This window comes from Bacillus sp. CH_48, from assembly GCF_038008465.1.
GTDB lineage: Bacteria > Bacillota > Bacilli > Bacillales > Bacillaceae_G > Bacillus_A > Bacillus_A thuringiensis_S.
The window spans coordinates 4,125,141-4,150,267 of record NZ_JBBOZF010000001.1 but is presented as its reverse complement, the minus strand read 5'-3'; the positions used below and the strand labels follow the sequence as shown (position 1 = coordinate 4,150,267).

Sequence of the window (25,127 nt, the reverse complement as noted above, 5' to 3'; positions counted from 1 at the left end):
TCTTTCCTTTTAATTAATACTATATATTGATATTCCAAAGAAAGGAGAGCAAAATAATTATGGCTAATTATTTTTATAAAGATGGTAAAAAATATTATAAAAACCAATCGTATTCGAACGATCAAAAAAATAACTGTTTTATTGAAACTCATACGATAACTGGTTCTGAAGAAAATGCAAATGGAAATATACCTTTATCTGTTTTCCTTGAAACCACCGCTCCACAAACTGTATTTGAGGATTTCACAAACAATCATAATAAAACATTAATTCAGTTATTCGTTGTCGGGATGAGTGCACCCGTTCAAGTAACTATTCTAACAAGAAAATCTAGCCGCCCAATTACTACAACATTACAACCTGTTCAAACAAAAATATTTCAAGTTGAAGATTTTCAAAGTCTTACTTTTACGAAACAGGAAGGCCCTACTAGTATAGTTAGTTTATTTGTGCAAAAAACATTTTGTATTTGCTGTAACGATAATAAAGATTCGTGTGATGAATATCATCAAGATTGTAATTAATAGATTAACGCACCAAAAGAACCCGTTTTACAAAGGGTTCTTTTTATTTCACTCCATACATTTTCAAAAACATTTTAGAATCATACACAACGATTTTTCTATAAATCTCTCCTTTTCCCGCTATTTTATTAAAATAACACTTTAGTTTAATTAATTACGGGACTTATCATCATTGAATGAAGGGAAGTAAAATTTAGAAAAAAAGACGACGCTGAATACGTCGTCTTTTTTATAAATAGAAAAGCGAATTCTCAAGATTCCCTTTTGCATCAAAGCCCATCATCTCTTAGTTCATGCCTAGGTAAAGCTTACACTGTTTTCCATAATGATAATGCATAAATCCAGTTTGGATCACCATTTCCTTGATAACTCTGGACTGCTTCATATACTTTTCCTTCGTGTAGAACTCTATCTCCCTTTTTATATGCTTTTTTTGCATCCCACGCTTCATATGAAGCGCTTTCATCTTTTGTAGTAATTGTGAATATATCACTCTGTACGGATTCATTTCCAGCTACATCAACAGCTTTCACTACATATTTATAAGTAGTATTAGCAAGCAGATTTTTATCCATATAAGAAGTTGTATTGGATGTTGCAATCTTTTTCATTAATCCTTCTATTTCTCTATAAATATCATAATGGTCTACACCAATGTTATCGTCAGATGGACTCCACATTAAATCCACACTTGATGCTGTCGTTCCCATACTATGTAATCCTTTTGGTTGTGTTGGTACTTCTGTATCAGGAGTCGCAACTGTTGTTTTTACTGTAAGCGCTGTACTTTCTTTCGATACATTTCCAGCTGCGTCAATTGCTTTTACAGTATAAGAGTATTCTGTGCTTGGTTGTAATTTCTTATCAATAAAATGAGTGCCTAGTATTGTATCGATCATCTCTCCGTTACGGAAGATTTGATATCCTTTTACCCCTACATTATCCGTAGAAGAGTTCCATGTTAGTTCTACACTATTCGCTGTTACTTTTTTCGTCTGAAGTCCATTTGGAATACTTGGCGCTTCTATGTCTGGTTTCACATCATTAATAAGATTAACATCAATTACATTATAGAATGCATTTGCTGTATCAGCTACATCCCATACTGCTAAAATCACATGATATCCACTACGATCAGTAGGTACATTAATTTTATGAGTTAAATTATTTGAAGCTGCAGAACCATCGTGTTGCACAGTTCCAATTGGTTCAAAATCTGCTCTTGTTAGCGCTTTATTTGGATTCCATCCTTTTTTAGTAATATAGTAATGCCACTTACTCGTTAAGTGAGGCGCAGTATACTTCCAAGTAAATGTATTTTCCCCACCAGTGATTGTATTTTTAAACCAACGATTTGCTGTTTGTTGATCTAAAATACCACCAAATTTTCCGCCTGCTGAAGCAATTTGTCCATCTACTGGACCACCTTGTGGGAACCCTTTTGGAGCTTCTAAACTTTGTGGTTCATACATAACACTTCCGCAGTTTACATTTAGCGCACCATAAGTTGGACTACATAAAGCGGATCGGCTACCGGGCTTTTCAACAAAACCGTGCGCATAAGCATTTTGAGGAATAAGTGTCGTACTAATAATTCCAGCTGTTAATGCTACAGCTCCTAAACTTTTTTTGTTCATTTTCATGTTTTGTAGTTGTTTTAAAAATCGATTATTCATGTTCATGTCTCCTTCTTGTTATACTTTGTAGTGGAATGTGGGCTTTGATGTAAAAGAATAACAAGAGACAAACTTGTACCGATGTATGTATTAATTATGCATACACCGCAGTGAAAATATATTTTTTCCTTGTGAAATATTTCACTTTATGAATATATCATGACATAGAACTCGCCTAAGCATGTGCAGAAGTTGTGCAGAAACAGTGAAATTATTACTAACATATAAAACCACATCCTGAAATCATAAAGTAAAACTTTAATTAGTTGGGGTTTTACGGTCGGTTAATACGGGATAAAATAAAAGTGTGCAGCAGAAATTGTAGACTTAGTTCTCAAAATTCACATTTAGTATTTTCATTTTTTCCATTTAAACAATTCTTCTCTTCTTACAACAGAAAAGTGTCTATATCATTTAATATAGACACTTTTTTCATGTATAACTTTATATTTATTACTGACCTACAAATGTAAAAAATTTCATCAACAGCTTCCTTATATCCACCCGATGTTCGGAATGATTCCTTCAAATTCAAAGCAGCCTCTTTATATGAAGGGTTATTTAAAATTAACTCCACACTTTCACGCAATTTCTCCACGTTTAATTCATTCATATGTAATTGAACTCCTGCTCCAAGACTCTCCACTTGCTTTGCGATTGCTGGCTGATCTGCACTTTGCGGTATTACAACGAGCAGAACCCCGTTATATAGTCCTTCATGCGTACTGTTCATCCCGCCGTGTGTAATAAATAGTTTCGTATAAGTAAGCAGTTCGGTTTGAGGCACATAGTGTTTCACAATGAAGTTTTTAGGAATTTCGCCTAGATCACTTATTTTCGTTTTATTACCAATAGACATATCAATTGTATGCTCACTATTCTCAAAGGCCTTCATACACAGTTTATAAAAGTCAATCGCTTCATTAAAAACAGTACCTAATGAAATATAAATCGGACTTTTTTCTTCAATTGAAGTAAAATCAACGTCTCTGTTTTTCACGTGTGCAGGGATAGATGGTCCTACAAATTTATATGTTTCATCAAACGTATCACCAAAAGGCTGGAACTCCTTAATTGTATTACACAATAGTAAGGGGTGCAGGATTACAGAAAACTTCATACTGTGATTTTATTTCAACACCATATTTTTCAGTAATTCCCTTCGTTAAGTTTTGAAAATCATTCTGTATTTTATCATGAATTTCTACTGGAATATTTTTTGACAGATGACCTAACATTTGTTCAAAAGATTTTTCATCCTGCGCAAAAGATGTACATGAATTTATGGATGGCAGTTTAAGAATTTGAGCAATTAAGTGCCCACAGCCAAACATAGAATCATGAATTATGTAATCAAAATGTTCACCTTCAATTTGTTCTAGAACACTAGGTATAACAATATCCGCTGTATGTAGAAGACCGTTTATTCTTTCCTGTAAATAATTTCTGCCTCCAGATAGAAACGCTTTTATAAATTTTTGATCATCAATCGTTCGTACAGTAGCACCTGTCTTTTCAATCCGCTCCCTGAAAGCTTCTATTGAGAAATAAACGACCTCTTCACCGCGAGAAATCAATTCTTCTACAACCGGTAAAGTTGGATTTATATGTCCTTCTGATCCAGCGTTAATACATAAAACACGCGCCATTATAAACACTCCTTACGTTAAATCATTTCTATGTTAGCAAGAGTATGGATTCTCTCCATACTCTTTTCTTTGTTGTTCGTATCATATTCCTGCTAAATTGACCTAGCAAGTCTAAAACCGAGATCTTCTATATGAAATGTGGGATGGCTTCGGCGACGACAAGTAGCGCCGCAACCTCTCGCTGCCTCCGCCCAACTACCTCCACGAAAAATGCGGTATGATCCGTATACTTTTTCATCATACAAATCATAGCACCATTCCCAAACGTTCCCTAGCATATCATAAAGTCCCCATGCATTCGGTTCCTTTTGGCCAACGTCATGAATTTGTCCATTTGAATTTTCATTATACCACGCTATATCAAGAAGTTTCCCGTATGTATATCCGGTTGTACTTGCTTTACATGCATATTGCCACTCTGCCTCAGATGGTAATCGGTAGCCATTCGAATCTAAATTACATTTCACAATTTGACCAACATCACTAATAGAATAATATTCTTTTAATCCCGCTATTTTTGAAAGTACATTACAAAACGCAATGGCATCGTTCCATGAAATATTTACAACTGGTTTATGATTTTTTTCAAAATTATTTAATGTACTATTTGTAATAGCATCATATAGTTCCATTGTTACAGCATACTTTGCAAGAAGAAATGGTTGAATTTGTACTAGCCATTCTTTTTTTATTCGATCATCTCTTAATACTACCTCTCCAGCTGGAATATTGACCATTAATGAATCGATTAGTTGAATTAAATCGTTAGTCATTTTCTATTCCTCCAAACGTTCATTTTATATGAACTTATAGTCATATACTCATTACAAAATACAATTTTCAAAAAGCGTTAAATTTTTCATAATAAAAAACGATTAGTTTTATTAAACTAATCGGTAAGATCCACAAAGAATTTTTGTGTTACATTCTATTATTATATGTGCTCTAAAAATTTCCGAACCTCATTTGGAGATTTTAAAACAATAACCTTTTTCTCTTCGGGCAATTGCTCTAACTCTTTTAAAATTGTAGGTCGTTTAGCATTAGGATATTCCCATATCCATTTAAAAAATTGCAAATCAAATCTTTCTTCACATCCCGCGCCCATATCTGGTCTTGTTTTATTTCGGTATTTTACAATTCTTTTAAAAGCACGATAAATACAAATTGTTCTATGAATATCAAGGAAAATAATTGTATCAGCTGCATTCAGTCTGATACCCATCGTCCCGCCATAATTCCCATCAATAATCCACTTCTCATCTTTAATTAAGTTATTTTGAACTGTTATTTGTTCTTCTCTCGGAGCACCTTCCCAATTCGGTTTCCAAAATAATACATCAAGATGATGCACCTTAATATTTAATTTATTTCCTAACTGTCTTGCTAGTGTAGATTTTCCTGAACCACCAGAACCAATTAATATTATTTTTTTCATACCTTTACGATACCTTCTATAACTTCTTCAATATCTTCCTTATTAGCAAAGATCCAGAAGAACATTTCTTCATTTAACTTTAATAAATCTGGTAACTGGACAAAATAAGCAATAAAGATAATTTGAATTGAAAGCATAACATACCAAATAGCTTTTAGTTCTTCTTTCTTTAAATCATTTTGTTTATAATAACCTTCAAAGACTTTGCTAACGATATGTAACCATTTTCCTCTTAATCTTTCATCACTAAATAGCTCGCTTAATACACTTGTACAGCAATAACATACATCAAATATTTTTACATTATTTCCTAAAATCTCGAAATCTATAAACCCTTCCAGTTTATCATCTTTAAAGATTACATTTGATAGATGCATATCACGATGAATAATTTGTCTCGGTAATGGATGGACCGTTTCCTTGAAATCTGTGTGCATTCGCTCCATCTTTTGAATTACCTCTCGATGAACATACTCATTCTTTTCTAAAATTGGTATAGCCCATTCAAATACCGTCTTATATAAATTTCTTTTTATTAACTCATGATCACTATTCACCGAATGTAATGCTTTGTGCAGATTAGCTATTTCTTCTCCAATTGTACTTGCTAGCCTTTCCAGCTTATCCGTATCTTTTATTTCTAAAACACTTCCGGCAACATACTCATATAAGCAATAATATTTTTCTTTATATAATACATATTGTTCATCATTTTCTGTCTTTACTACTCTCTGTACTTTAATTCCCTTTTCATACAGTTGATCCAAAACATCGAATTCAATTAGAAGTTGGTCTATTGATCCCGTTCTCTTTAAAATATACTCTTTATTCTTGCATATAACCTTCGCTACTTTTGGTTGCATTACAGTAGCTGTGACATGTTCATTTTGAAACCAAAACTTTGCAATTTCCAGTGCTTGTTCCATTTACAAATACTCCTTTTACAATTCTTATTTCTTCCGAAAAATAACCTCACACAGTATTCCCACTCCAACACCAATTGTATAAGCCACTAAATCACTCCACAAAAAACCGTATCCCAACACGAGTCCACCCAAAGTCGTTGCACGCATGCTATCTATCCATTCAGCATGATACAATTGGCTCACTTCAATCCCGTAGCAAAACATTAAACTAATAAAAGACAACTTCTTCGTCTCTGTTTTAAGAAACAAAAATCCAAAGCCAGTGAAAATCATTAATGCCCATAAAGCATCGCCTAAGTAATCATTTAATAGATGTGGTAGTGCAAAAGAAAACTTCCTTGAGCTAAGACCTAAAATAATAACAACTATAGTAAATAGTGCATATAATACTCTATTTCGTTTCGTATTCATTTTAAAGTCTCCTAATATATAATGTATAACTGTAAATAGCTAGTAAAATAAAGTTATTTTACTAGCTATTTATTAGTTGCTTTTATGATAAGAAAATGTGGATTCATATTTAGATAATAATATGATTTTTCGTCTACTTCTTTCATCTTTTCAACTGCCTTCGGTTCCACTATCTCTTCTAATACAAAATAATTTGTAGTTTCATTTATTATGTCTTGTAGTGACCTTCTGAAAAACTTGACTTCAATAGTAATATTCGGTTTAACCCAAGTATCTATTAATAACTGTTTTTCAAAATAATTTTCACATGGAAACTTTGTGAAATCCATAAAAGGATGATGAATAGAATAAATAAGTTCTCCACCTGGCTTCAGTACACGACGAAATTCTTGAAATACTTGATTCCAATTTTCTAAGTAATGAAGAGTTAACGAACTTACAATCACATCATACGTACTATCTTCAAATGGCAATGTTTCTTGCAGATCATGACAAAGGAACGTTGCTTCTTCTCCTATATTTTCTTTTGCTGCTTTTACCATTTCAGGACTTATATCAATTGCTGTAACATTTGCTCTTCTTCCTATGAATTGAGAAGTATACCATCCAGCTGCACATCCAGCATCTAGTATCTTTTTTCCTTCTAGTTCCTTTGGAATAAGCTCCATCATCGCCGGTCTTTCATAATAACTGTTATATGGATTTGCGAAATCTAGATTTTCTTTATATGTACTCGCTAATTTATCATACGTATCTTTAATCGAATCTTTCATTACACACACTCCTAATACATATTAATTCATTAACTCCTGCTGCTTTTTCTTTGAAAATGATTGTAGTACTAAATCATACGACCAATCAATCATTTTATTTATTTGCTCCTGTTCTATACCCTTACGAATATAAACGGTATTCCAATGTTTTTTATTCATATGATACCCTGGAATAATTGTCTCTGGATAATCTTCTCTTATTCTTAATGAGACTTCTGGATCACACTTCAATGTAATCGCAGCTTTTTCACCTTCTTCATGATTTACTATCGCAAATATTTTATTATTAAGCCTCATACATGTTGCACTCCAACCATCTGGAGAATCTTCTGTCGCCTTTCTTTTCGATAAACAGTACGCTCTTGTTGCATTCATTTTAATTGGCACCTCTTATTCTTTCCCTATTTGATTACGGTGCATCACAATTTGCTTTGTTGCTTGAAATTGCTGCTCACCGTAAAACTTTATTAGCTTCTCTCCGCAAAATAGACTAACAATATCAATATGAGATATTTCCCGAAGTAACATTGTAAGCATCTTCTCTCCAATACCTTTATTTCTTACACTCTCATGTATGACAACACCTTCAATGTATGCTCGAAAAACACCATCAGAAACGACTCTAGCAAATCCAACTAATTCATTTTCTTCCCATACTCCAATGGCTATACTATTCTTTAACATTTTTTCAATATCGACTTCTTTTCTTTCTGGCCATCAACCGATAGAATCATAAAGCTTCTTTATTTTTTCTGCACAGATTAGTTGTTCTTGTTGCAATTTATACGTGTACAGATTATTTCTCCTATAATTCAGTATACATAATATTATTATAATCTCTTTTCAAAAAAGTGCTGACTATGACCTTTCGGGTGATCTTCAACGACACCATACTCCCTGTAACCGTGCTTTTTATAAAATTCTGGTGCTTGGAAACTAAATGAATCTAGCAATATTAATCTACACCCTTTTTCCTTTGCAATACCTTCAATTTCATGTAAAAGTTGGCTACCATAACCGTCATGACGAACTGATTCATCAACCCATAAAAAGTCGATATGAAGGTGATAAAAATACATCGTACCTGTTACGCCACCAAAAATTTTTCCTTCTTCATTTTTTACTACGAGGCTTACTTCTTCCATCGTCTGTCTTGCCTCATCTGTTAAGATGGACATATTATATTGAATAACTTTATTTTTAATATATTCTCCTTCAGTGCGTGTACCGTTCTTTATATGTTTCATATATATTGCTTCCTTTCAGCTCAGTAAGCTACATTTTATTTTTTCTCTTTAAAAATACTAATACATACGAATCCACCATATGTAACAAAGCATGAAAAGCCAATTATCCCTGGTACAGAGACATAGCCTATCCTTATGTAACTTATAACTGCGAAACAAGTGATAGACAATAAAATAGATGGCCAAAATATAAGAGCTGTTTTTCTTCGCCCTCGTTTCGATTTACTTTCTTTCTCTTCAGAAACACGTGTACCAAAAAGCAATACAATACAAATAAGGATTGCTGCAAAGTAAATTGTATCTAATGACAAATTGTGATTATATAGTGCGATTCCAACTTCAAGAGCAATAATCGTTAAAATTAAAATAATGATTGTTGAAGTCTTTAAGTTTCTTTTCAACCGCTCACTCCTAGCATGTTTTCACTATATTCTTTGTATATGTACTTTAAAACTACTGCAAAAGCTTCATCTACCTCTTTATTTTCACGTCGATTCGGTAAATCTTTTCCCCCAATCACATAAAGAAGCGGAAATTCGTTAAACATTCCTATTATACCAATATTTATTGTAGCTGTGAGCAATCCACCTGTCATATGAGCTAAATGATAATATGGGATTTCTTCATACTCTCCTTGTTGTCTTACCATGCCACTAATAATTGGTTCCCATAATTCTGGTTCTGATTTATAACCTTGAAAGGTTTGTATCAAAAGGGCAAGAACTTCATTTAAGTCTCCAATATTTTTCTCATCTCTAGCATTCTCTTGTATATGAATTTTTGAAAAGTACGTTTGTACATACATTTTCACAGCATCCCATCCACCACAGTGCATTACAACTGACTGTGCAACGTAACTATCATGACAAGCTATCATTACCTCGACCGCTTGACTAAGTGTTAAAGAAGTTCTTCCTTGTAAATGCGGATATAACTGCGTACTATCTTCATGCGGATTAAATTTAATGTGATGAAGTATATCATTCCAATTATGTTTATTTTCCTTCACCATTTGTGCTACTACAAATCCAATAACTAATTTTGCTGCTGATGCTAACGGAATATTTAATTCACTATTATATGAAGCAACTATACGATTGTTTTTTGTAGAATAAATTTCCATTCCCACATAATTAGATTGTACCTCTTTTATTTTATTTATGACAGTTTCCATTTCCATCCCTCTTTTTATATCGTTATATTAACTTCTAATAATTCAATATTGAATATAAAAAACCTTTTCATCAGCTATTAAAATAAGAAAAAGGTAGCATGAATTTTTTCTTGCTACCGAAAAATATTTATTCTTCTATAGGATTTTCAGGACCGTTAAGCTCCAGCTGATAAAAAGCTAAATCTAGCCATTTATTAAACTTATAACCAGCTTTTTTTATTGTCCCTGCATGAACAAATCCATAGTTTTGATGCAAGGCAATACTTTTCTCATTCTCTGCATCAATTCCAGCAATTAAGGTCATATACTCTCGTTCCTTCGCAATTTTAATTAATTCTTTCATGAATAAAGACCCAATGCCATTTTTTCTATATGTCTTATCTACATACACAGAATGTTCAACTGAATATTTATAAGCAGGCCACGCTCTAAATGGGCCGAATGTCGCAAATCCTACTACTTTATTATCTAATTCGTATATGAAAATTGGATACCCTTCGGCCTTTTTTTGTTCATACCAATCTATTCTATTTTCAAGGGTTACAGGTTTATACGCATATACAGCTGTTGTATAAAGTATCGCATCGTTATAAATATCTAAAATGTATGCTAAATCTCTTTTCGTTGCTTCCCTTATCATTGTTTTCTTCCTTTCATCATGTTCATCTTATTTCACTATCTTTTTAATAGTTTTATTTTACCGAAATTTCCGATTTTTATCTACGTACGAATACTAGCTTTTCGGAAACCATCAAATATATTTATTGCAGCAGATAACGTATAGAAGAAAATTCCTCCCCCAATGAGCCACGTTTTAAACTCCTCTGTGGAAATAGTAAATGCATTTGCCAAATACGTAATAAATCCTGTGTTAAATAAATGTGGATTTACTACAATTACAATGAATACTATCGTCCCAGCTACTTGAAGAATAGCATTTCCAATCGCCAATCTTTGCGTCCATTGTCCCTGTACTAACTTATAAAGAGATATACCTATTTCAAAAACAATCACAATAGCAACGATTGGCCAATACTGAAGTAATACATCTTGATTAAACGTCGGCGCAACAAACTTCAATCCATTTTCCGTACCATTGTATACGCCAACGAGATGATTCGCATAGAAGTAAAGTGTAGCCCATATTGCCGTCCACATTAGACCTCCAAACACTTCAAACTTTGAGATCGCCTTTTTCTTCGGGATATACGCAATATTTTTCAAATCATCTGGCGTCCATTTTTTTAAACTTGTTGTTAATGGTTGTGGGTCCTTTTCTTTATCCGTTCTTTCTATAACAGCAAACACAACTGTCAGCCAGAAAAATACTTGGAAACCTACTTCAAACGTTCTTCCAATGCCTTCACCTATCAATTTTAAAATAACATTTAATACAGCCTGATCACCACTATAACTAATAAAATTTTCTGCAACCATTGAAATAAGCGCAATTACAACTGCGATTGGTAAGATCATTTTTAATAATGTCATATATACATCAAAATAACGTGGTCCAATTAAATGCATTGGTCTATCCAAGTACCCATTAGCTAATGCAACTGGACTTCCCAATTTTTCAAGAACTCTTTTTTCATCATCTTCATTATAATCATCCGGTAACATATCCTCGATTGTTGACCGTAGTTCAAGAATAATATCTTCACGATTTTTTTCAGGTAATCTCTTCGCTACTTCCTCGACATAAATATCAATTAAATTCATTCTTGTCCTCCTCCTTTAATAAGTTATAAAGTTCCTTCGAATCCTTTATCCATTCCTTTTTTAACTGCAAAAATATCTCTAATCCGTATTCACTTAAAACGTAATACTTACGCGGTCTACTCTCCGTTTTATCCCAACTACTCGTCACTAGCTCTTGCTTTTCTAATCGGCGAAGTAGTGGATATAAAGTACTTTGATCGATTGTGATCCCTGATTTCTCCAATAATTGGACAAGTGAATACCCATACTGCGGTGTTCTTAACTGGCTTAAAACCGCTAATGTTAATGTTCCTCTTCTTAGTTCAGTAATTAACGAATTTAATAAAGCATCCATTCACTCACCTCTTTTCCATTACTATATGTCATACAGTATATGTTTTATACTATGTATCATACAGTATTAGTGTGATAAAAACAATATTTTTTACCAAAAAACGGATAATAAAACAAACTAACTATATGATTTGCGCTTTTCTCACTAACATATATAACATACTTATCTTTTTTAATCAGTGGGGGTTTGGTTCATTCCCCACTGATTATCAGCCCTCACCAATCGAGCTGTCTGTTAATGCGGGATAAACTCTCCGTTTTCTTTATGCAATGGAACAACCTCTACAATCGCCTCAACATTAATTACTCCGTAAACATGCGGATATTCTTGACCGTTAGAAGTAAGTTCATATTTTACTTCTGCTTTTAATAGGGCTGGATCAATTGTAAGTAATAAAACATCTTCTTCATGCTTGAAATATTTTTCTGCAACTTTTAAAGCTTGATCTACTAATGAACAATGAATAAATCCCTCTTCTATAAGTGAATCTTCATTAATTTCTCCAATTATTTTTGCGATTTCCCAATTACTTTTCGTAATTACTTTTGTAATCATAGTAACTCTCCCTTTTTAATTTATGTAATGATATAATAACACTAAATTTTCAACACGTTCTTAATAGATTGGGGGACTTATAATACATAAACCTCACACTGCATTACAAACCATTATTATAAATATGAATACAAATGAACATTGGCATGATTTTATTTGTTACTGTCAGCATCGCGAAGCGGGACTTCGAAAATTAGCTTATAAACATTTAGAGACATTTATTTCAAATGCAAAGAAATGGGAATCAAAAGATCAAGAAGAGTTTGCCATTTCGCTGTTTACTATTTTAGATGCATTAAACGAAAAAGATGAGGTCATAACTTTCTCACTAAATAGTTTTCTAATTGATATTCTATATAGATGGACAGAAAACAATCCGATTGATTCAAGACCTTTTAGATGGATAGGAATTTATATGGACTCTAGCAATAAAGAAGACGATTTAGAAAAATCCCTTCGAAAAGCGATTGAATTAGGTGGTTATACCGAACAAAAAGCCATGATATACCTAGTTTCTAATTACATCAATACTTTAGAATTTGGTACAAATGAATTCCCTTCAGGTTATTGCGGAGATTTAAGCGAATGTATAGAAAAACTTCCCTATATGCTGCAATTAATTAATAGAATTCAGAATAAGAACATAAAGAAGCTACACATTGGTCAAATACAAGTACAACTACACCTTATTCTAGATTGGTTAAAACATACACAAATTCCAGTAGATGCCGTTCGTATACGGGAAAAAGGACAAACTAAGGAATTAGAAAAGGTCATTGTATATTATTTATACAACAGCTCAAGTCGTTAATTCATCTTGTACAGAGATAATGAATTTGTTTAAAAAACGCCAGTCATGTTATTCAAAAATCGGGTTATATAACGGAATAAATTCTTGTAAAAATTAGAAACATTTGAAATAATCGTTATTAAGTTGAAGCAGAGCGAATGCAGAAAAAGGTGATACGACTTTTTCTTACTTAAGAATCGCGAAACAGTTAAAAATTTTAATTAATTATATTCCGAAAGGGTGTGTGTAGTATCTTATCAACTAATGTTTTTACTTATAAATCTAAGGATGGAAAAACAGTAATAATTAGAGAAGCTAAAGAACAGGATGCAGAAAGAATACTAGATTCTGCTTCAAAAGCTTTAATAAACGCTCCATACATGCTAAGTACGGTTGAGGATGTAAAAAAGGTGCGTATCGATGCTATTCAAAAAACGTTAAAAGCTTATCATGAAAATCCAAATTATGTACAGTTTATTGCTGAAGTTGATGGTAAGTTAGTCGGTGCAATAGATTTTAAGAACGGAAACAAAGAAAAAATTAGTCATCAAGGGGCTTTTGCGATGACCATACTACCTGAATATCGAAATTATGGTATTGGAAGAGCTCTTCTAGAAACGTTAATCAATTGGGCTAAAAATAACAGTAAAATTGAAAAAGTTTGTCTTGAGGTAATGGAAGATAATCTAGGTGCAATCCAGTTATATAAGAATCTAGGCTTCTTTGAAGAGGGTAGAAAAGCAAAGGGTGTAAAATTGGATGATAGCTATCAAAATTTAATATTAATGGCTTTATTCGTTTAAAATTGAACATTATTCAACAATGGGCGGTATTGTTGAATAAAACTTAGATTTTCAAACGACTTTATTGTTATATTTTTAAGTACAGTGAAGTATCTTATATCGCAAATTAAATAACTATGTTTTAACCCCGTCCTAAATTTAGAGCGGGGTTATACTTGTTTTAGGTTTTAAAATTAAATAACTTTATTGTCATTTTACACATCTACCATTTCAATATAAAAAAGAGGATTTTCATACAGTACTAGAAAATCCTCTTTTTATATTTATCCCACATTAGCTTGCAGTAAAACTCCCCACTGATTATAGTTTCACTTTATTTTAATCCTTTAATTAAAGGTGACGCTTCCCCACTATGGAAAATCCATAAGTCATGAAGTGATCTCGTACATCCGACATATAGTAACTTTGCATCATGTTTTGTGTTTTTGTAATGTTCTTCATCCACATCAATTAAAAGCACCGCATCAAATTCTAAACCTTTCGCTAAATAGACAGGTACTACTGAAATACCACCTTCATATTTACTTTGATCTGCTTCAATAACGTTTACAGCCAATCCTGCTTTTGTTAATTTCTCATATATATCGCGGCATTCATCGTCTGTTCTTCCTATTACCGCAATGGTTTTCACATCTTCGTTTTGTAGATGTTTTAACGTCTTCATAATCTCATTAAATTGATCTTCTGCATGGATTACCTTAACATCTTCACCACTGCGAAAAACTGGTGTTGCGAGCCCAACTGGAATCTCTGCATTTTTAATTATTTCGTTAGCAAATTCTATAATTTCTTTTGTAGAACGATAACTTCTCGTCAGTTCATAATAACCTGTTTCTTGGAATACTTCTTTAAAAGCACTCCAATCTTCAATTCCTTGATAATCATAAATTGCTTGAGATAAATCACCTAATATAGTAAAAGAATTACCTAGTGTAATTTCTTTTAATACATAAACTTGGAATGGTGGAAAATCTTGCGCTTCATCAATAACGACGTGATGGAATTTCTGTCCGATTTCAATACCTGTTATGCGGTGATGTATGTAAATTAAAGCTGGTAAATCTTCTACATACACTTCTTTTTTACGACAACTCTTTTCAGTTTCTTTCACAAGTTCTTCAGGCAATACTTCGAGTATTTCTTTACTTTTCAATATTGAACTATATAGTGAAAGTGGGCTCATTTTCGGCCAAAACTTCATATAAGTGTTCAATCTCTTTGTCGCTTCTTTTTTTAATAATTTCTTCTCGTTTGTTTCTCCATACTTTTTCAGTTCAATTTCAATCCAGCGCTTCATTCGGCCGACTAATCTTTCTCTTCTTTTCTTTAATGGATAATGTTTATATTCAACTTGCATCCATTTTTTTATGTCTTCTACTGGAATAATAGCTTTGTCCCATGCCTCAAAATCACTTGTTGGTATTAATTCATTTTCAAATTGAATCATTCTCTCTTCAATAAAGAACTTAAATTCCAGTGTACCTTTCAATTTACCGAGCATAACCTTTTCTTCATCACGATTAATTGAAAATGCTTCTTTCAATTTTTCTTCTGTCTGCTTTAGTTTCACTGAATCATCTAACGTACGTAATGCCCAATCCGGAAACGTTGTTTGACTAATATTCCCTACACCTAATTCAGGAAGTACACTCGAAATATAGTCTAAAAACAGACTATTCGGCGCAAATACGATCATTCTCTCAGCTTCTAGCTGCTCACGATATTCATAAATCAAAAAAGCAAGGCGATGTAAAGCAATTGTTGTCTTTCCGCTCCCTGCAACCCCTTGAATTAATAATGGCAAGTTTCTTTCCGCACGAATAATATCATTTTGTTCCGATTGAATCGTTGAAACAATATCCTTTAGTTTATTATCTTTATTCTCACCTAATCGATATAGAAGAAAATCATCGGCATGTGATACATCTTCATTTCCTTTTACATATGTATCAACAACACGTTCAAGTTCTCTTTTTCGAATAGAAATGTTTCGTTTTAAATACACATCACCTTCTACTAACCCATCTGGTGATTGATAAAATGCTAATTCTTCTCCACCGGTAAATGAATAAAACATACTTGCGACAGGTGCCCGCCAATCAATAATGATTGGCTTCATCGTGTCCATATCCGAAACCCCTACTTTTCCGATATAAATCGGCATAACTTCTTCTTTTCCATCTTCCTGAAAATCTAACCTTCCAAAGTACGGCTCTTGCACACCAATACGTAAATTTTGTCTATTAGACTCTCTCATACTTTCAAGAATTTGCTCCTTAAAATCTTCTCCATAATAAACTGGGATTTTTTCAAGCTTATCCAATTGCTCATCCATCGTATGCAAAGTATCCTTCATTTTTTGTAACTCATCTTCAAATATGTTGCTCATTTCGACGATTCCCTCCTGTCCGTTCTAATTTTTCAGTCGAAGTATCATTGTATTAAAAATCCAATCATAAAGTCAATAGTTTCTATTTAAATTTTCCGAAAAAACTTACTTTTCATCTTTCTAATTTAAAAAGAATATGCAACATTTAAATCACACAAATACACATATAGTATAGTGATGCATACAAAAGATACTACTTTCTATTTGTCTCCTATTTAATTTATCTATTAACAAATATTGTAAAAATTAAAGACTTTAATCAATGGGCGTTTTACTGCCCACAAATAGTAGGATAAATAAAAGTAAAGGAGGCTCTTCAAATGAATATTTTGAATCTATCTCAAGATTAAATATGCTTCTATCTGGCTGTATCCTTATGGTTTGTTGGTCAATTATGTATGTTGAAATATATAGACTTACAAAATCCGTCCGGCCATGTGTTATCATGCATGCAATCGAGGATGCTGTTCCTACTGTTTTAGTTACAATAACAGGGATTATTACTCTTACAAACAGTAGTGATTTTTGGTTAAATCCTACTAGCGGGGTCGCTGCTACTGTTTTATTTCTCGGAATTGGAATCGTACTAAGAACTATAAGAATAAAAAGAGAACGACAATTATTCACACAATAAAAAGCAGATAATGAATTCGTCATTATCTGCTTTCCAATTTTTAAAACTACCTTATTATATTTTTTGATACATAAGCCAGTCACCAGAGTCTATCACTTTTTTTAACATCTTTTTATTCTGAGCGATATACACATATGCCTCAATTTCCCTATCAGCAACATATACTGTTTGCGTGATTCGATCATATAAATCAGTCTCCGCATTACCTGTATATTCTTCTAGTTCATCTAACTTACACAATATCTCATCATTTACTACATAAACTTCTCCATACACCTTTTCTTCAATCGAATAAGTCATAGCCGGATATCCTTCATTCGTATCAAATAATTTTCCATATGTCCAAGCTCTGTCTGCAATGCATGTTGCACCTTGCATATAATGAGCATTCGTTTGTCCTCTTCTTAATGTGCCATAAACGAACACATGATACATAAATTCTTATCCCCTTTATATGTCTCTACTTTCTTATTTGTAAATAAGCACGAATCATAAAGTAACTCACTTCATTCGGAAGCTGTTCTTTAATAGATTTCAGCCCACCCTCTGCATTTTGAACGGCAGTTTCAATAAGAGATTCATACTCTGCTGGAACAAAGCTTTGCCAATCTACTTCCATTCCATCCTCATAGCAGCGAATTAAATGGTTTTCAATTGTTTGTCTTGATAAGTTACGTTCTTTTGCAATCTCATTCAAATCAATACCTTGTTTATACATTTCATACGTTTCTAAATGAGAATTTGCGGACGCTTTTCCTGACTTTTTACGCTCTGCAACTACTTCTGTCTTAATCGTTTCAGCGTAATTTGGATTTTCCTCAATAAAATGCTGAACTGCTTGTAAGAAGTGCGAGCCATATTTCACAAGTTTGTGTTCTCCGATACCTTTTACCGTCAACAATTCGGAATCACTTTGCGGCATTTTCACGCACATATCTTTTAATGTTTGGTCAGAGAAAATAACGAACGGAGGTACACCTTCTCCTTGTGCAATTTCTTTACGTACTTCACGAAGCACTTCAAATAAAGGATGGTCTTGTACAATTTGTCTTGTCTCTACTCGTTCTTTTCGTAAAACATTCTCTTTACCAAGTAATACTTCTTTCCCTTTTTCTGTTACTTTTAACGTCGGATAAGTGCCATGTTCAACTGCAATTAACTCATCTGAAATTAAAAACTCAATAAACTCACTGACCTCTTTTACACTACGGTTCGATAAAAGCCCATACGTTGGTAAAGTATGAAAATTAAATTCAATAACTTTCTTATTTTTCGACCCCGTTAATACTTGCGCTATCATTTGCTTCCCAAAGCGTTGGTTCGTTCTAATCATGCATGATAAAACCATTTGTGATTCCCTTGTCACATCAATGCTCTCGCGATCGTCTGTACAATTACCACAGCGTCCACAATCTTCTTTCGGTTCTTCTCCAAAGTATTGCAAAATGAATGATTGTAAGCATTGTTCTGTATGACAGTAATCGGTCATATTTTGCAATTTTTCAAGTTCATTTGAAAAACGTGATTCTCCAGTTGATTGATCAATTAAAAAACGCTGTACTTGTACATCTTGAGAAGAATATAACAATATACATGTACTATCTAATCCGTCACGACCAGCACGTCCTGCTTCTTGATAGTAACTTTCCATATTTTTTGGAAGCTGATAATGAATTACGTAACGAATATTCGATTTATCAATACCCATCCCGAATGCAGATGTTGCTACCATTACACTTACTTCATCTCGTAAAAAGAGTTCTTGTTGCTCATTTCGATCACTATCACTCATACCAGCATGATATTTTGATACAGAAACTCCAGCCTTCATTAAATCTTCATATAACTGATCGACTACTTTTCTAGTAGCTGCATATATAATCCCAGATTCCTTTTGATTTTGACGAATATAATCCGCCAAATATGCATTTCGATCTTGCCCTTTAATGACAGAAAACGATAAGTTCTCACGCTCAAACGTTGTCATAATTGTATTTTCTTGATTAATTTCAAGTGTGTTACAAATGTCCTCACGTACTTGCGGTGTTGCTGTTGCTGTTAATGCTAATACGAGCGGTTTTTCTGGAAGATAATCTAATATGCGATGTATATGTAAATAACTTGGACGGAAATCATGTCCCCACTGTGAAATACAGTGTGCTTCATCAATCGCAATCATAGGGATTTTCATATCGATAAGTTGGTCAACAAACTCCATCGAATCAAGACGCTCAGGCGCGACATAAAGTAATTTGTAATGTCCTTGTTTCGCTAATTGAATTCGCTGATTTGCTTCGGCAATAGAAATAGAACTATTAATATATGTAGCTGAAATGCCATTCTGTACCAATGTATCTACTTGATCCTTCATAAGTGATATTAAAGGCGATATAACCAACGTCGTTCCTTCAAATACTAATGCCGGAATTTGATAACAAATCGACTTACCGCCACCCGTTGGCATAATACATACTGTATCTTTCCCATCTAGTATATTTTTAATTGTTTCATCTTGTCCTCTTCGAAACGAAGAATAACCAAAGTAGGACGCTAAAAGTTCTTGTGCTTTAGTAAACAAAAAAGAGTCACCTGCTTTTCTTTATCTTTCATCTACTTCTATTATATCAATCACTTATGCGACTTGAAAGAGATGAATAGATGCTTATTATTTTTTCATTATTCTATGTTTCTCCACCTATTTAATATGAATTAACATCCATGTTTTATATGTTTTACAACATTTATAACGTAAATCCAGTAAACATGAAGAAAGAGTTTCAATTTAAATATTCATTTTATTTCCCTTTCTTGAATACTACTAATCGTATACATATAAATTCAGGAGGTTTCTATATGAAACATCATAATATGAGTTCCATCACGGCAAAAAATATATCATTCGCAGAATTTTTCTCAATATTAAATGTATAGACTTACTACAATTCAGTTGTTACCATATATAATAATCTGTTGGATAAACCCCTTAAGTTGACCTGCTTATATTAGCAGGTCTTTTTCATGATTACTTACTTCTACACCTCAATCTCACTTCCAAGTCTTTTTTCCATTTTATAACCATATTTAAATCCCAACAATTAATGATAATCATAAATTGTTGGGATTTTAATTGTTCACATATAATTATGCAATTCTTCTTTCTCAATACACAAAACACATTTTACTTGTTACTATGAAAGTACTCCAGATGAGTTTTTGCTCATCGACATTATCTAGTTAATGGGGCCTGCCGCGGGAAGCAGGTCTCTTTGACTTTATTAAGGTCCCAATTTCATTTGGACACATTTACCAGGTTTTTTCAAAAGAATTTTATGATAACATTACGTAGTCGAGTCCGACATCTCGGCAATACCCTTTTGAGGGTCTGTAACTTCCCTTGCAGACCCTCTTTTACTTTATATTCAATTTATTCATATATACCACAAGATCATTCACCTAATTTCTCCAATTCAAATTCCCTAAAAATAATCTAGGACACGTAACTAAACATAAATCTATATCATACTTTGAGTTATACATGTTCAAAGGAGTGTTACTATTTATGTATTCTTATTGGCAATCGTATTACTCCCCCTACCATAACCCTTATGTAAACTATGATTTATCCGTACGTAACTACCGAATTAGTAAAAACGAGAATTTTTTAAAAGGGTATATGCGTTCTTTATGGGAACAACACGTCGCTTGGACGAGATTGGCTATTATAAGTATTGTATTTAATTTACCCGATGTTAACGTTACTGTTGGACGACTTCTACAAAACGCAACACATATGGGACTATCACTTGAACCATTTTACGGTGAAGATGCAGTAAAAAAATATAGTGCATTAATTAAGGATCACTTAGTCATTGCAGCAGATCTTGTTAAAGCCGCAAAAACTGGTGATCAAAATGCAGCTGCCGCTATAGAGAAAAAATGGTACGCTAATGGTGATGAAATCGTTGAGTTTCTTAATAACATCAACCCATATATAGGAAAAGAAGAATTTCGAAAAATGTTTTATGAACATTTAGCACTAACGAAAGCAGAAGCACTTGCCTTCCTAAATAAAGATTATGAAGCAGGAGTAAAACTTTACGATAAAATTGAAAAAGAAGCATTAGAAATGGCTGACATGATAACAAACGCAATCGTAAAACAATTCCCGCAAGTATTTCAATAAAGTGAAACTTTAATCAGTGAGGGGTTTGTTCATCCCCCACTGATTATCAGCTCTCACCAATCGGCTTATTTAGTTTTCTCTCCATGATATTTCACCTCTCCTCTTTACATTTAGCTTATATCGATATATTTTATTAATATCCGTTTTTTATAGGAGGAAATAGTTTGATTAACGCGATTGGTCTCGTTTTTATACTTACAAATAAACACGAGAAAAAAAAGAAAGTTTACTTAAATGAAAAATTTGCACTAATAGATATTATTGATTCTAAAGAAGTATTTGATGATGAAGGGAATCCTTTAGTAGAACTAACATGTAAATACAGTATATATTTAGATGAAAAATATTACTGTAAATCTCTCGATGATTATACCGGACAAGTCTTTCCTTTCTTAAGTGCAAAAATAGGAAAAGGTCTTCTAAGAAACTTAAACTACTACTTTTCTTACGTTGATGCCTATGATAAGAAACCACCAGTTAAAGAAATAAGACCACTTATGAAACAAGTAACTAACAGATAGCCAAAAATACCAAAAAAAGAAAGCATCTAACCCTGGATGTTTTCTTTTTTATTAAAAACTCATTAACTTTCATCCTCTTCTAAAAGTATGTATCCAAGCATATTTTAAATTAAAAACATTGGAGGATTAGAGTGAATGAAATACTCAGAAACAATTATAAGCAAACGACTTCGAATACTTAAAATGACGGGTATGTTTTTCATGCTAGTGTTAATAGCATGGATTGGCTATACAAAATTACTTTATGAAAACGGCTTTCTTCAAGAAAAAAGAATTCAGTAGAAGTAATGAACACTAGCATTACAGGAGAAATAGAGCAGCTTTTTCATATAAACTTGCAAGGTTATCGAAAAACAACCCTTGATGCTGTTATAGAAGCCAGTAAAACCGATCCAAGTGAACTATCCTTAATTGAACTAGTCAACAAATCCTGCTCGCGAGATTGCATAGGTGAACCAGTTACATATGTAAACTCAAACAATGGATATATCTTTTATAAGGAATCTAATGGAACTAATGTAGCTATAACGGTTAAAAAGAAAGACACATGGGTAATTGTAAAGAAATTTGTTCAAGATGGAATATAATCACCCCAAAAAAGAGTACGCATGAACTGCACCCCAATTGTTAGACACAGTCTAACAATTGGAGGTGCAGTTTTTCTATGGCTAAATTTACAGCTGATGAAAAAATACAAATCGTTCTACGTTATTTGAACGGAAATGAAAGTTATCGAGAAATGGGTAGATCGCTCGGTATAAGTGACACAATCATTTTGAATTGGGTAAACCAATATAAACAGAATGGTCTGGAAGCTTTTCTAAAACGATGTACAAATTACACACAACAATTTAAACTAGACGTACTAAACTTTATGATTGAAAACGGTATGTCCTTATTTGAGACGGCAGCTATCTTTAATATTCCTGCCCCTTCAACGATTTCTGTTTGGAAAAAACAGCTCGAAACACAAGGAATTGATGCCCTTCAATCTAAGAAAAAGGGGCGTCCATCCATGAAAAAAGATTCAAATAAACAATTAAAACAACATTTAGCTGAAGGGTCAGTCGAAGCACTTGAAGCACGCATTAAACAGCTTGAGATGGAAAATGAGTACTTAAAAAAGTTAAATGCCTTAGTTCAAAACAAGGAAAAATCACAAAACAAGACAAAGCGCAAGTAGTCTATGAATTAAGGCATAAATATTCGGTGAAGGCACTCGTGGAGCTAGCTACTATTCCTCGAAGCACGTATTATGATTTAGTAAAGAAAATGAATCGTCCAGATGTAGATGCCGATTTGAAAGCTGAGATTAAAGCGATTTATGAGGAAAATGAAGGTCGTTATGGTTACCGTCGCATTCGTGATGAATTAACGAATCGTGGCCAGAAAGTGAACCACAAGAAGGTTCAGCGCATTATGAAAGAGCTTGGGTTAAAGTGTGTTGTGCGTATGAAGAAATATAAATCCTATAAAGGAAAAGTCGGTAGAATTGCACCTAATATTTTAGAGCGTAATTTTCATACAGATGCACCGAATCAAAAGTGGGTAACAGACATCACAGAGCTTAAATTGTTTGGAGAAAAACTGTATGTATCACCTGTATTAGATTTGTATAATGGTGAAATTATTACCTATACAATTGGTTCTAGACCGACGTATTCGCTTGTTTCAGACATGTTAGAAAAAGCATTGGAACGTTTACCTGAAACGCACCAGCTACTGATGCATTCGGATCAAGGATGGCATTATCAAATGAGACAATACGTCCGTACACTTGAATCAAGAGCTATCGTCCAGAGTATGTCTCGAAAAGGCAACTGTTACGACAACGCAGTAATAGAAAATTTCTTTGGGATTATGAAATCGGAGTTCCTCTACATAAAAGAATTTGAAAATGTAGAGCACTTTAAAATAGAATTAGAAAAATATATAGATTATTATAATACGAAACGGATTAAGGCAAAATTAAAAATGAGCCCGGTACAATACCGGACTCACTTTTATCAAGCTGCCTAATCAAATAACCGTGTCTAACTTTTAGGGGTCACTTCAGCATCGTACTCTTTTTTATTATTAATACCCTTCCTCTTCATGCCTACAATGGCATTTCGCTTTTGTTTTACAATGACATTTTTCACACTCACACTTCGGTCTCTCTTTGCAACAACACTCGTGAAAATCATTGCGCTTACATCTACATCTCCCAAACATTAAATCATCCCAAAATTTATTACAATCTTGAAAATGTCCACAATGACAAGTATTTCTCATAAATATGCTTCCTCCTTAATAGAATTCATCATATTCTATGTTTGAAAGTATACAAAGGCTTATTTATTAGTCTATTTTCTCCATATTATAAGTAGAGTTAAAAGATTAAATAAAAATAAAAACCGTCACATGACGGCTCTTTATTTAGCACACTACTCTTTTGTATAAAAATATTTAATTCCTTTCGTATCTAACCAAACAGTTGCTTTGTCCAGTTCGTTCCCTTGACGATAATCTGTTTCGAAATACACAAGCCCTTGGTTATCTCCACGAGATATTATTTTAGAAGTATATCCAAGCTTATCCATCATTTGAATCATGTCAGAAATTAAATTTACACCAAATTCATAAGTAACTACTTTGTTATATTTATTCACTATAATTCCAACCCCTTCTTGTTTTTTTATCGGCTCAACAATTTGATTTGTAAACCAAGCTAACGGCTTATTTCCAATCAGCTTATTTAAATCACATTTGCCGATACCAGCCACATTGCCTGTCTCTGTGTATTGCCAAATATCACATGGATACGCCGGTTTGTTACCACCATAACGAGGAATCCATACAAAATCACAATTGACATTTGCCATTCCAAATGGAGCATACATATGATGAGCAATATATAAACCGACTTTCTTAGCTCCTAATCTGCGTAATTCATCAATAAAAGCTTGTGCACCCGCTCTCATATCTTTCATTGTTCTTACTTCTACGTCAGCTACCCAAACTGTTGCATTTTTATCACCACGGTTCCAAAAGTCTCTCGCTTCTATCCGTGCATCCTCTACTGAAACGAAACGACAGAACGCATAATTACCAAACGGAATATTCCTTGCTTTCATTGCTTGTACATAATTTTTATATAAAGGATCTACATAGTTTGAACCATCTTGCACACGTGCAATTACGAAATCTAATTGTGGTGCTGCGATATCCCAGTTAATGTCGCCATTCCATTTAGAAATATCTATAATATAACCCATTATTTAACATCTCCTTTTTCATTATTATATTCAAAGCTTGTTTTTTTGTTATTATCAACTAATAAATAGTATGAGAGGTATTATATTATTGGGTAATAATTTAAAATTCGGCTTATGTATT

The 25,127-nt window shown here is 33.1% G+C and carries 25 protein-coding genes and 4 pseudogenes; 8 read left to right on the top strand and 21 right to left on the bottom strand.

Annotation, left to right across the window (positions count from 1 at the left end; translation table 11 throughout):
* The first annotated feature begins 59 nt into the window (after positions 1-59).
* Positions 60-524 carry a hypothetical protein gene (locus N2V92_RS20895; protein WP_000024965.1) on the top strand — a complete coding sequence of 155 codons (465 nt, stop codon included), beginning with the start codon at positions 60-62 and terminating at the stop codon, positions 522-524.
* A gap of 308 nt (positions 525-832) precedes the next feature.
* On the opposite strand, the gene N2V92_RS20890 is transcribed toward N2V92_RS20895, so the two are convergent.
* The 16 genes and pseudogenes from N2V92_RS20890 to N2V92_RS20815 all read right to left on the bottom strand — a co-directional run bounded on the left by N2V92_RS20890 (position 833) and on the right by N2V92_RS20815 (position 12,429).
* On the bottom strand, positions 833-2,200 hold the full coding sequence (locus tag N2V92_RS20890) for a lytic polysaccharide monooxygenase (RefSeq protein WP_001065142.1): 1,368 nt from the start codon (positions 2,198-2,200) through the stop codon (positions 833-835).
* A gap of 472 nt (positions 2,201-2,672) precedes the next feature.
* A pseudogene (locus N2V92_RS20885) lies at positions 2,673-3,849 on the bottom strand (macrolide family glycosyltransferase); the annotation flags it as partial.
* Positions 3,850-3,941: 92 nt separating this feature from the next.
* Positions 3,942-4,622: a formylglycine-generating enzyme family protein gene (locus tag N2V92_RS20880; RefSeq protein ID WP_000180349.1), complete on the bottom strand. Its 681-nt coding sequence runs from the start codon at positions 4,620-4,622 to the stop codon at positions 3,942-3,944.
* Between the two features lie 161 nt (positions 4,623-4,783).
* Positions 4,784-5,287 carry a DNA topology modulation protein gene (locus N2V92_RS20875; protein WP_000720570.1) on the bottom strand — a complete coding sequence of 168 codons (504 nt, stop codon included), beginning with the start codon at positions 5,285-5,287 and terminating at the stop codon, positions 4,784-4,786.
* Positions 5,284-6,213, bottom strand: coding sequence for a phosphotransferase enzyme family protein (locus tag N2V92_RS20870; protein WP_000434082.1), 930 nt, complete (start codon positions 6,211-6,213; stop codon positions 5,284-5,286). The genes N2V92_RS20875 and N2V92_RS20870 overlap by 4 nt, the downstream gene beginning before the upstream one ends.
* Positions 6,214-6,237: 24 nt before the next feature.
* A complete protein-coding gene (locus N2V92_RS20865) occupies positions 6,238-6,624 on the bottom strand; it encodes a ribosomal maturation YjgA family protein (RefSeq protein WP_001093452.1) in 387 nt (128 codons plus the stop codon).
* Between the two features lie 65 nt (positions 6,625-6,689).
* Positions 6,690-7,397, bottom strand: coding sequence for a class I SAM-dependent methyltransferase (locus tag N2V92_RS20860; RefSeq protein WP_000655260.1), 708 nt, complete (start codon positions 7,395-7,397; stop codon positions 6,690-6,692).
* 21 nt (positions 7,398-7,418) lie between these two features.
* On the bottom strand, positions 7,419-7,772 hold the full coding sequence (locus N2V92_RS20855; RefSeq protein ID WP_016098623.1) for an MmcQ/YjbR family DNA-binding protein: 354 nt from the start codon (positions 7,770-7,772) through the stop codon (positions 7,419-7,421).
* A 15-nt stretch (positions 7,773-7,787) separates the two neighbouring features.
* A pseudogene (locus N2V92_RS20850) lies at positions 7,788-8,192 on the bottom strand (GNAT family N-acetyltransferase).
* Between the two features lie 35 nt (positions 8,193-8,227).
* Positions 8,228-8,644 (bottom strand): GNAT family N-acetyltransferase, encoded by a 417-nt coding sequence (locus tag N2V92_RS20845; RefSeq protein WP_000680538.1) that lies wholly within the window; start codon positions 8,642-8,644, stop codon positions 8,228-8,230.
* Between the two features lie 35 nt (positions 8,645-8,679).
* Positions 8,680-9,045 carry a hypothetical protein gene (locus tag N2V92_RS20840; protein WP_000828001.1) on the bottom strand — a complete coding sequence of 122 codons (366 nt, stop codon included), beginning with the start codon at positions 9,043-9,045 and terminating at the stop codon, positions 8,680-8,682.
* Positions 9,042-9,818, bottom strand: a complete 777-nt coding sequence (locus N2V92_RS20835; RefSeq protein ID WP_000450757.1) for a serine hydrolase — start codon at positions 9,816-9,818, stop codon at positions 9,042-9,044. The genes N2V92_RS20840 and N2V92_RS20835 overlap by 4 nt, the downstream gene beginning before the upstream one ends.
* Before the next feature lie 127 nt (positions 9,819-9,945).
* Entirely contained in the window at positions 9,946-10,458 is a 513-nt protein-coding gene (locus N2V92_RS20830) for a GNAT family N-acetyltransferase (RefSeq protein WP_000617519.1), read from the bottom strand.
* An 80-nt stretch (positions 10,459-10,538) separates the two neighbouring features.
* A complete protein-coding gene (locus N2V92_RS20825) occupies positions 10,539-11,540 on the bottom strand; it encodes an HAAS signaling domain-containing protein (RefSeq protein WP_001048842.1) in 1,002 nt (333 codons plus the stop codon).
* A complete protein-coding gene (locus tag N2V92_RS20820) occupies positions 11,527-11,874 on the bottom strand; it encodes a PadR family transcriptional regulator (RefSeq protein ID WP_000339347.1) in 348 nt (115 codons plus the stop codon). The genes N2V92_RS20825 and N2V92_RS20820 overlap by 14 nt, the downstream gene beginning before the upstream one ends.
* A gap of 234 nt (positions 11,875-12,108) precedes the next feature.
* Positions 12,109-12,429 carry a DUF952 domain-containing protein gene (locus tag N2V92_RS20815; RefSeq protein WP_016077566.1) on the bottom strand — a complete coding sequence of 107 codons (321 nt, stop codon included), beginning with the start codon at positions 12,427-12,429 and terminating at the stop codon, positions 12,109-12,111.
* Positions 12,430-12,553: 124 nt separating this feature from the next.
* Between N2V92_RS20815 and N2V92_RS20810 the strand changes: the two genes are divergently transcribed.
* Together N2V92_RS20810 and N2V92_RS20805 are read left to right on the top strand one after the other, a co-directional pair.
* Entirely contained in the window at positions 12,554-13,240 is a 687-nt protein-coding gene (locus tag N2V92_RS20810) for a hypothetical protein (RefSeq protein WP_016077565.1), read from the top strand.
* 221 nt (positions 13,241-13,461) lie between these two features.
* A complete protein-coding gene (locus tag N2V92_RS20805; RefSeq protein WP_000337118.1) occupies positions 13,462-14,022 on the top strand; it encodes a GNAT family N-acetyltransferase in 561 nt (186 codons plus the stop codon).
* A 313-nt stretch (positions 14,023-14,335) separates the two neighbouring features.
* Here the strand turns inward: N2V92_RS20805 and N2V92_RS20800 are convergent, their stop codons facing one another.
* Positions 14,336-16,411 carry a HelD family protein gene (locus tag N2V92_RS20800; protein ID WP_016077564.1) on the bottom strand — a complete coding sequence of 692 codons (2,076 nt, stop codon included), beginning with the start codon at positions 16,409-16,411 and terminating at the stop codon, positions 14,336-14,338.
* Between the two features lie 319 nt (positions 16,412-16,730).
* On the opposite strand from N2V92_RS20800, the pseudogene N2V92_RS20795 reads away from it, so the two are divergent.
* A pseudogene (locus N2V92_RS20795) lies at positions 16,731-17,045 on the top strand (CPBP family intramembrane glutamate endopeptidase); the annotation flags it as partial.
* 54 nt (positions 17,046-17,099) lie between these two features.
* On the opposite strand, the gene N2V92_RS20790 reads toward N2V92_RS20795, so the two are convergent.
* On the bottom strand, positions 17,100-17,480 hold the full coding sequence (locus N2V92_RS20790; protein WP_000274913.1) for a gamma-glutamylcyclotransferase family protein: 381 nt from the start codon (positions 17,478-17,480) through the stop codon (positions 17,100-17,102).
* Positions 17,481-17,505: 25 nt separating this feature from the next.
* A complete protein-coding gene (gene recQ / locus N2V92_RS20785; protein WP_016077563.1) occupies positions 17,506-19,623 on the bottom strand; it encodes a DNA helicase RecQ in 2,118 nt (705 codons plus the stop codon).
* Positions 19,624-20,604: 981 nt separating this feature from the next.
* Here recQ and N2V92_RS20780 point away from each other — a divergent pair.
* From N2V92_RS20780 to N2V92_RS20765, 4 genes and pseudogenes are all read left to right on the top strand, one after another.
* Complete coding sequence (locus tag N2V92_RS20780) at positions 20,605-21,228, top strand: hypothetical protein (RefSeq protein WP_000287733.1); 624 nt, start codon at positions 20,605-20,607, stop codon at positions 21,226-21,228.
* 164 nt (positions 21,229-21,392) lie between these two features.
* The gene (locus N2V92_RS20775) at positions 21,393-21,749 is read left to right on the top strand and encodes a hypothetical protein (protein ID WP_000606231.1); all 357 of its coding nucleotides are present in this window, start codon (positions 21,393-21,395) and stop codon (positions 21,747-21,749) included.
* 135 nt (positions 21,750-21,884) lie between these two features.
* Positions 21,885-22,336, top strand: a pseudogene (locus N2V92_RS20770) (hypothetical protein).
* Positions 22,337-22,413: 77 nt separating this feature from the next.
* Positions 22,414-23,768 (top strand): IS3 family transposase gene (locus N2V92_RS20765; protein ID WP_102981999.1). Its coding sequence is split into 2 segments (ribosomal slippage): positions 22,414-22,867 and positions 22,867-23,768, totalling 1,356 coding nucleotides; the frame shifts between segments, so codons are not numbered across the junction.
* A 14-nt stretch (positions 23,769-23,782) separates the two neighbouring features.
* On the opposite strand, the gene N2V92_RS20760 is transcribed toward N2V92_RS20765, so the two are convergent.
* Both N2V92_RS20760 and N2V92_RS20755 read right to left on the bottom strand, forming a co-directional pair.
* Positions 23,783-23,959, bottom strand: coding sequence for a hypothetical protein (locus N2V92_RS20760; protein ID WP_016077559.1), 177 nt, complete (start codon positions 23,957-23,959; stop codon positions 23,783-23,785).
* Between the two features lie 216 nt (positions 23,960-24,175).
* On the bottom strand, positions 24,176-25,006 hold the full coding sequence (locus tag N2V92_RS20755; RefSeq protein ID WP_000540542.1) for a GH25 family lysozyme: 831 nt from the start codon (positions 25,004-25,006) through the stop codon (positions 24,176-24,178).
* Positions 25,007-25,127: the final 121 nt, after the last annotated feature.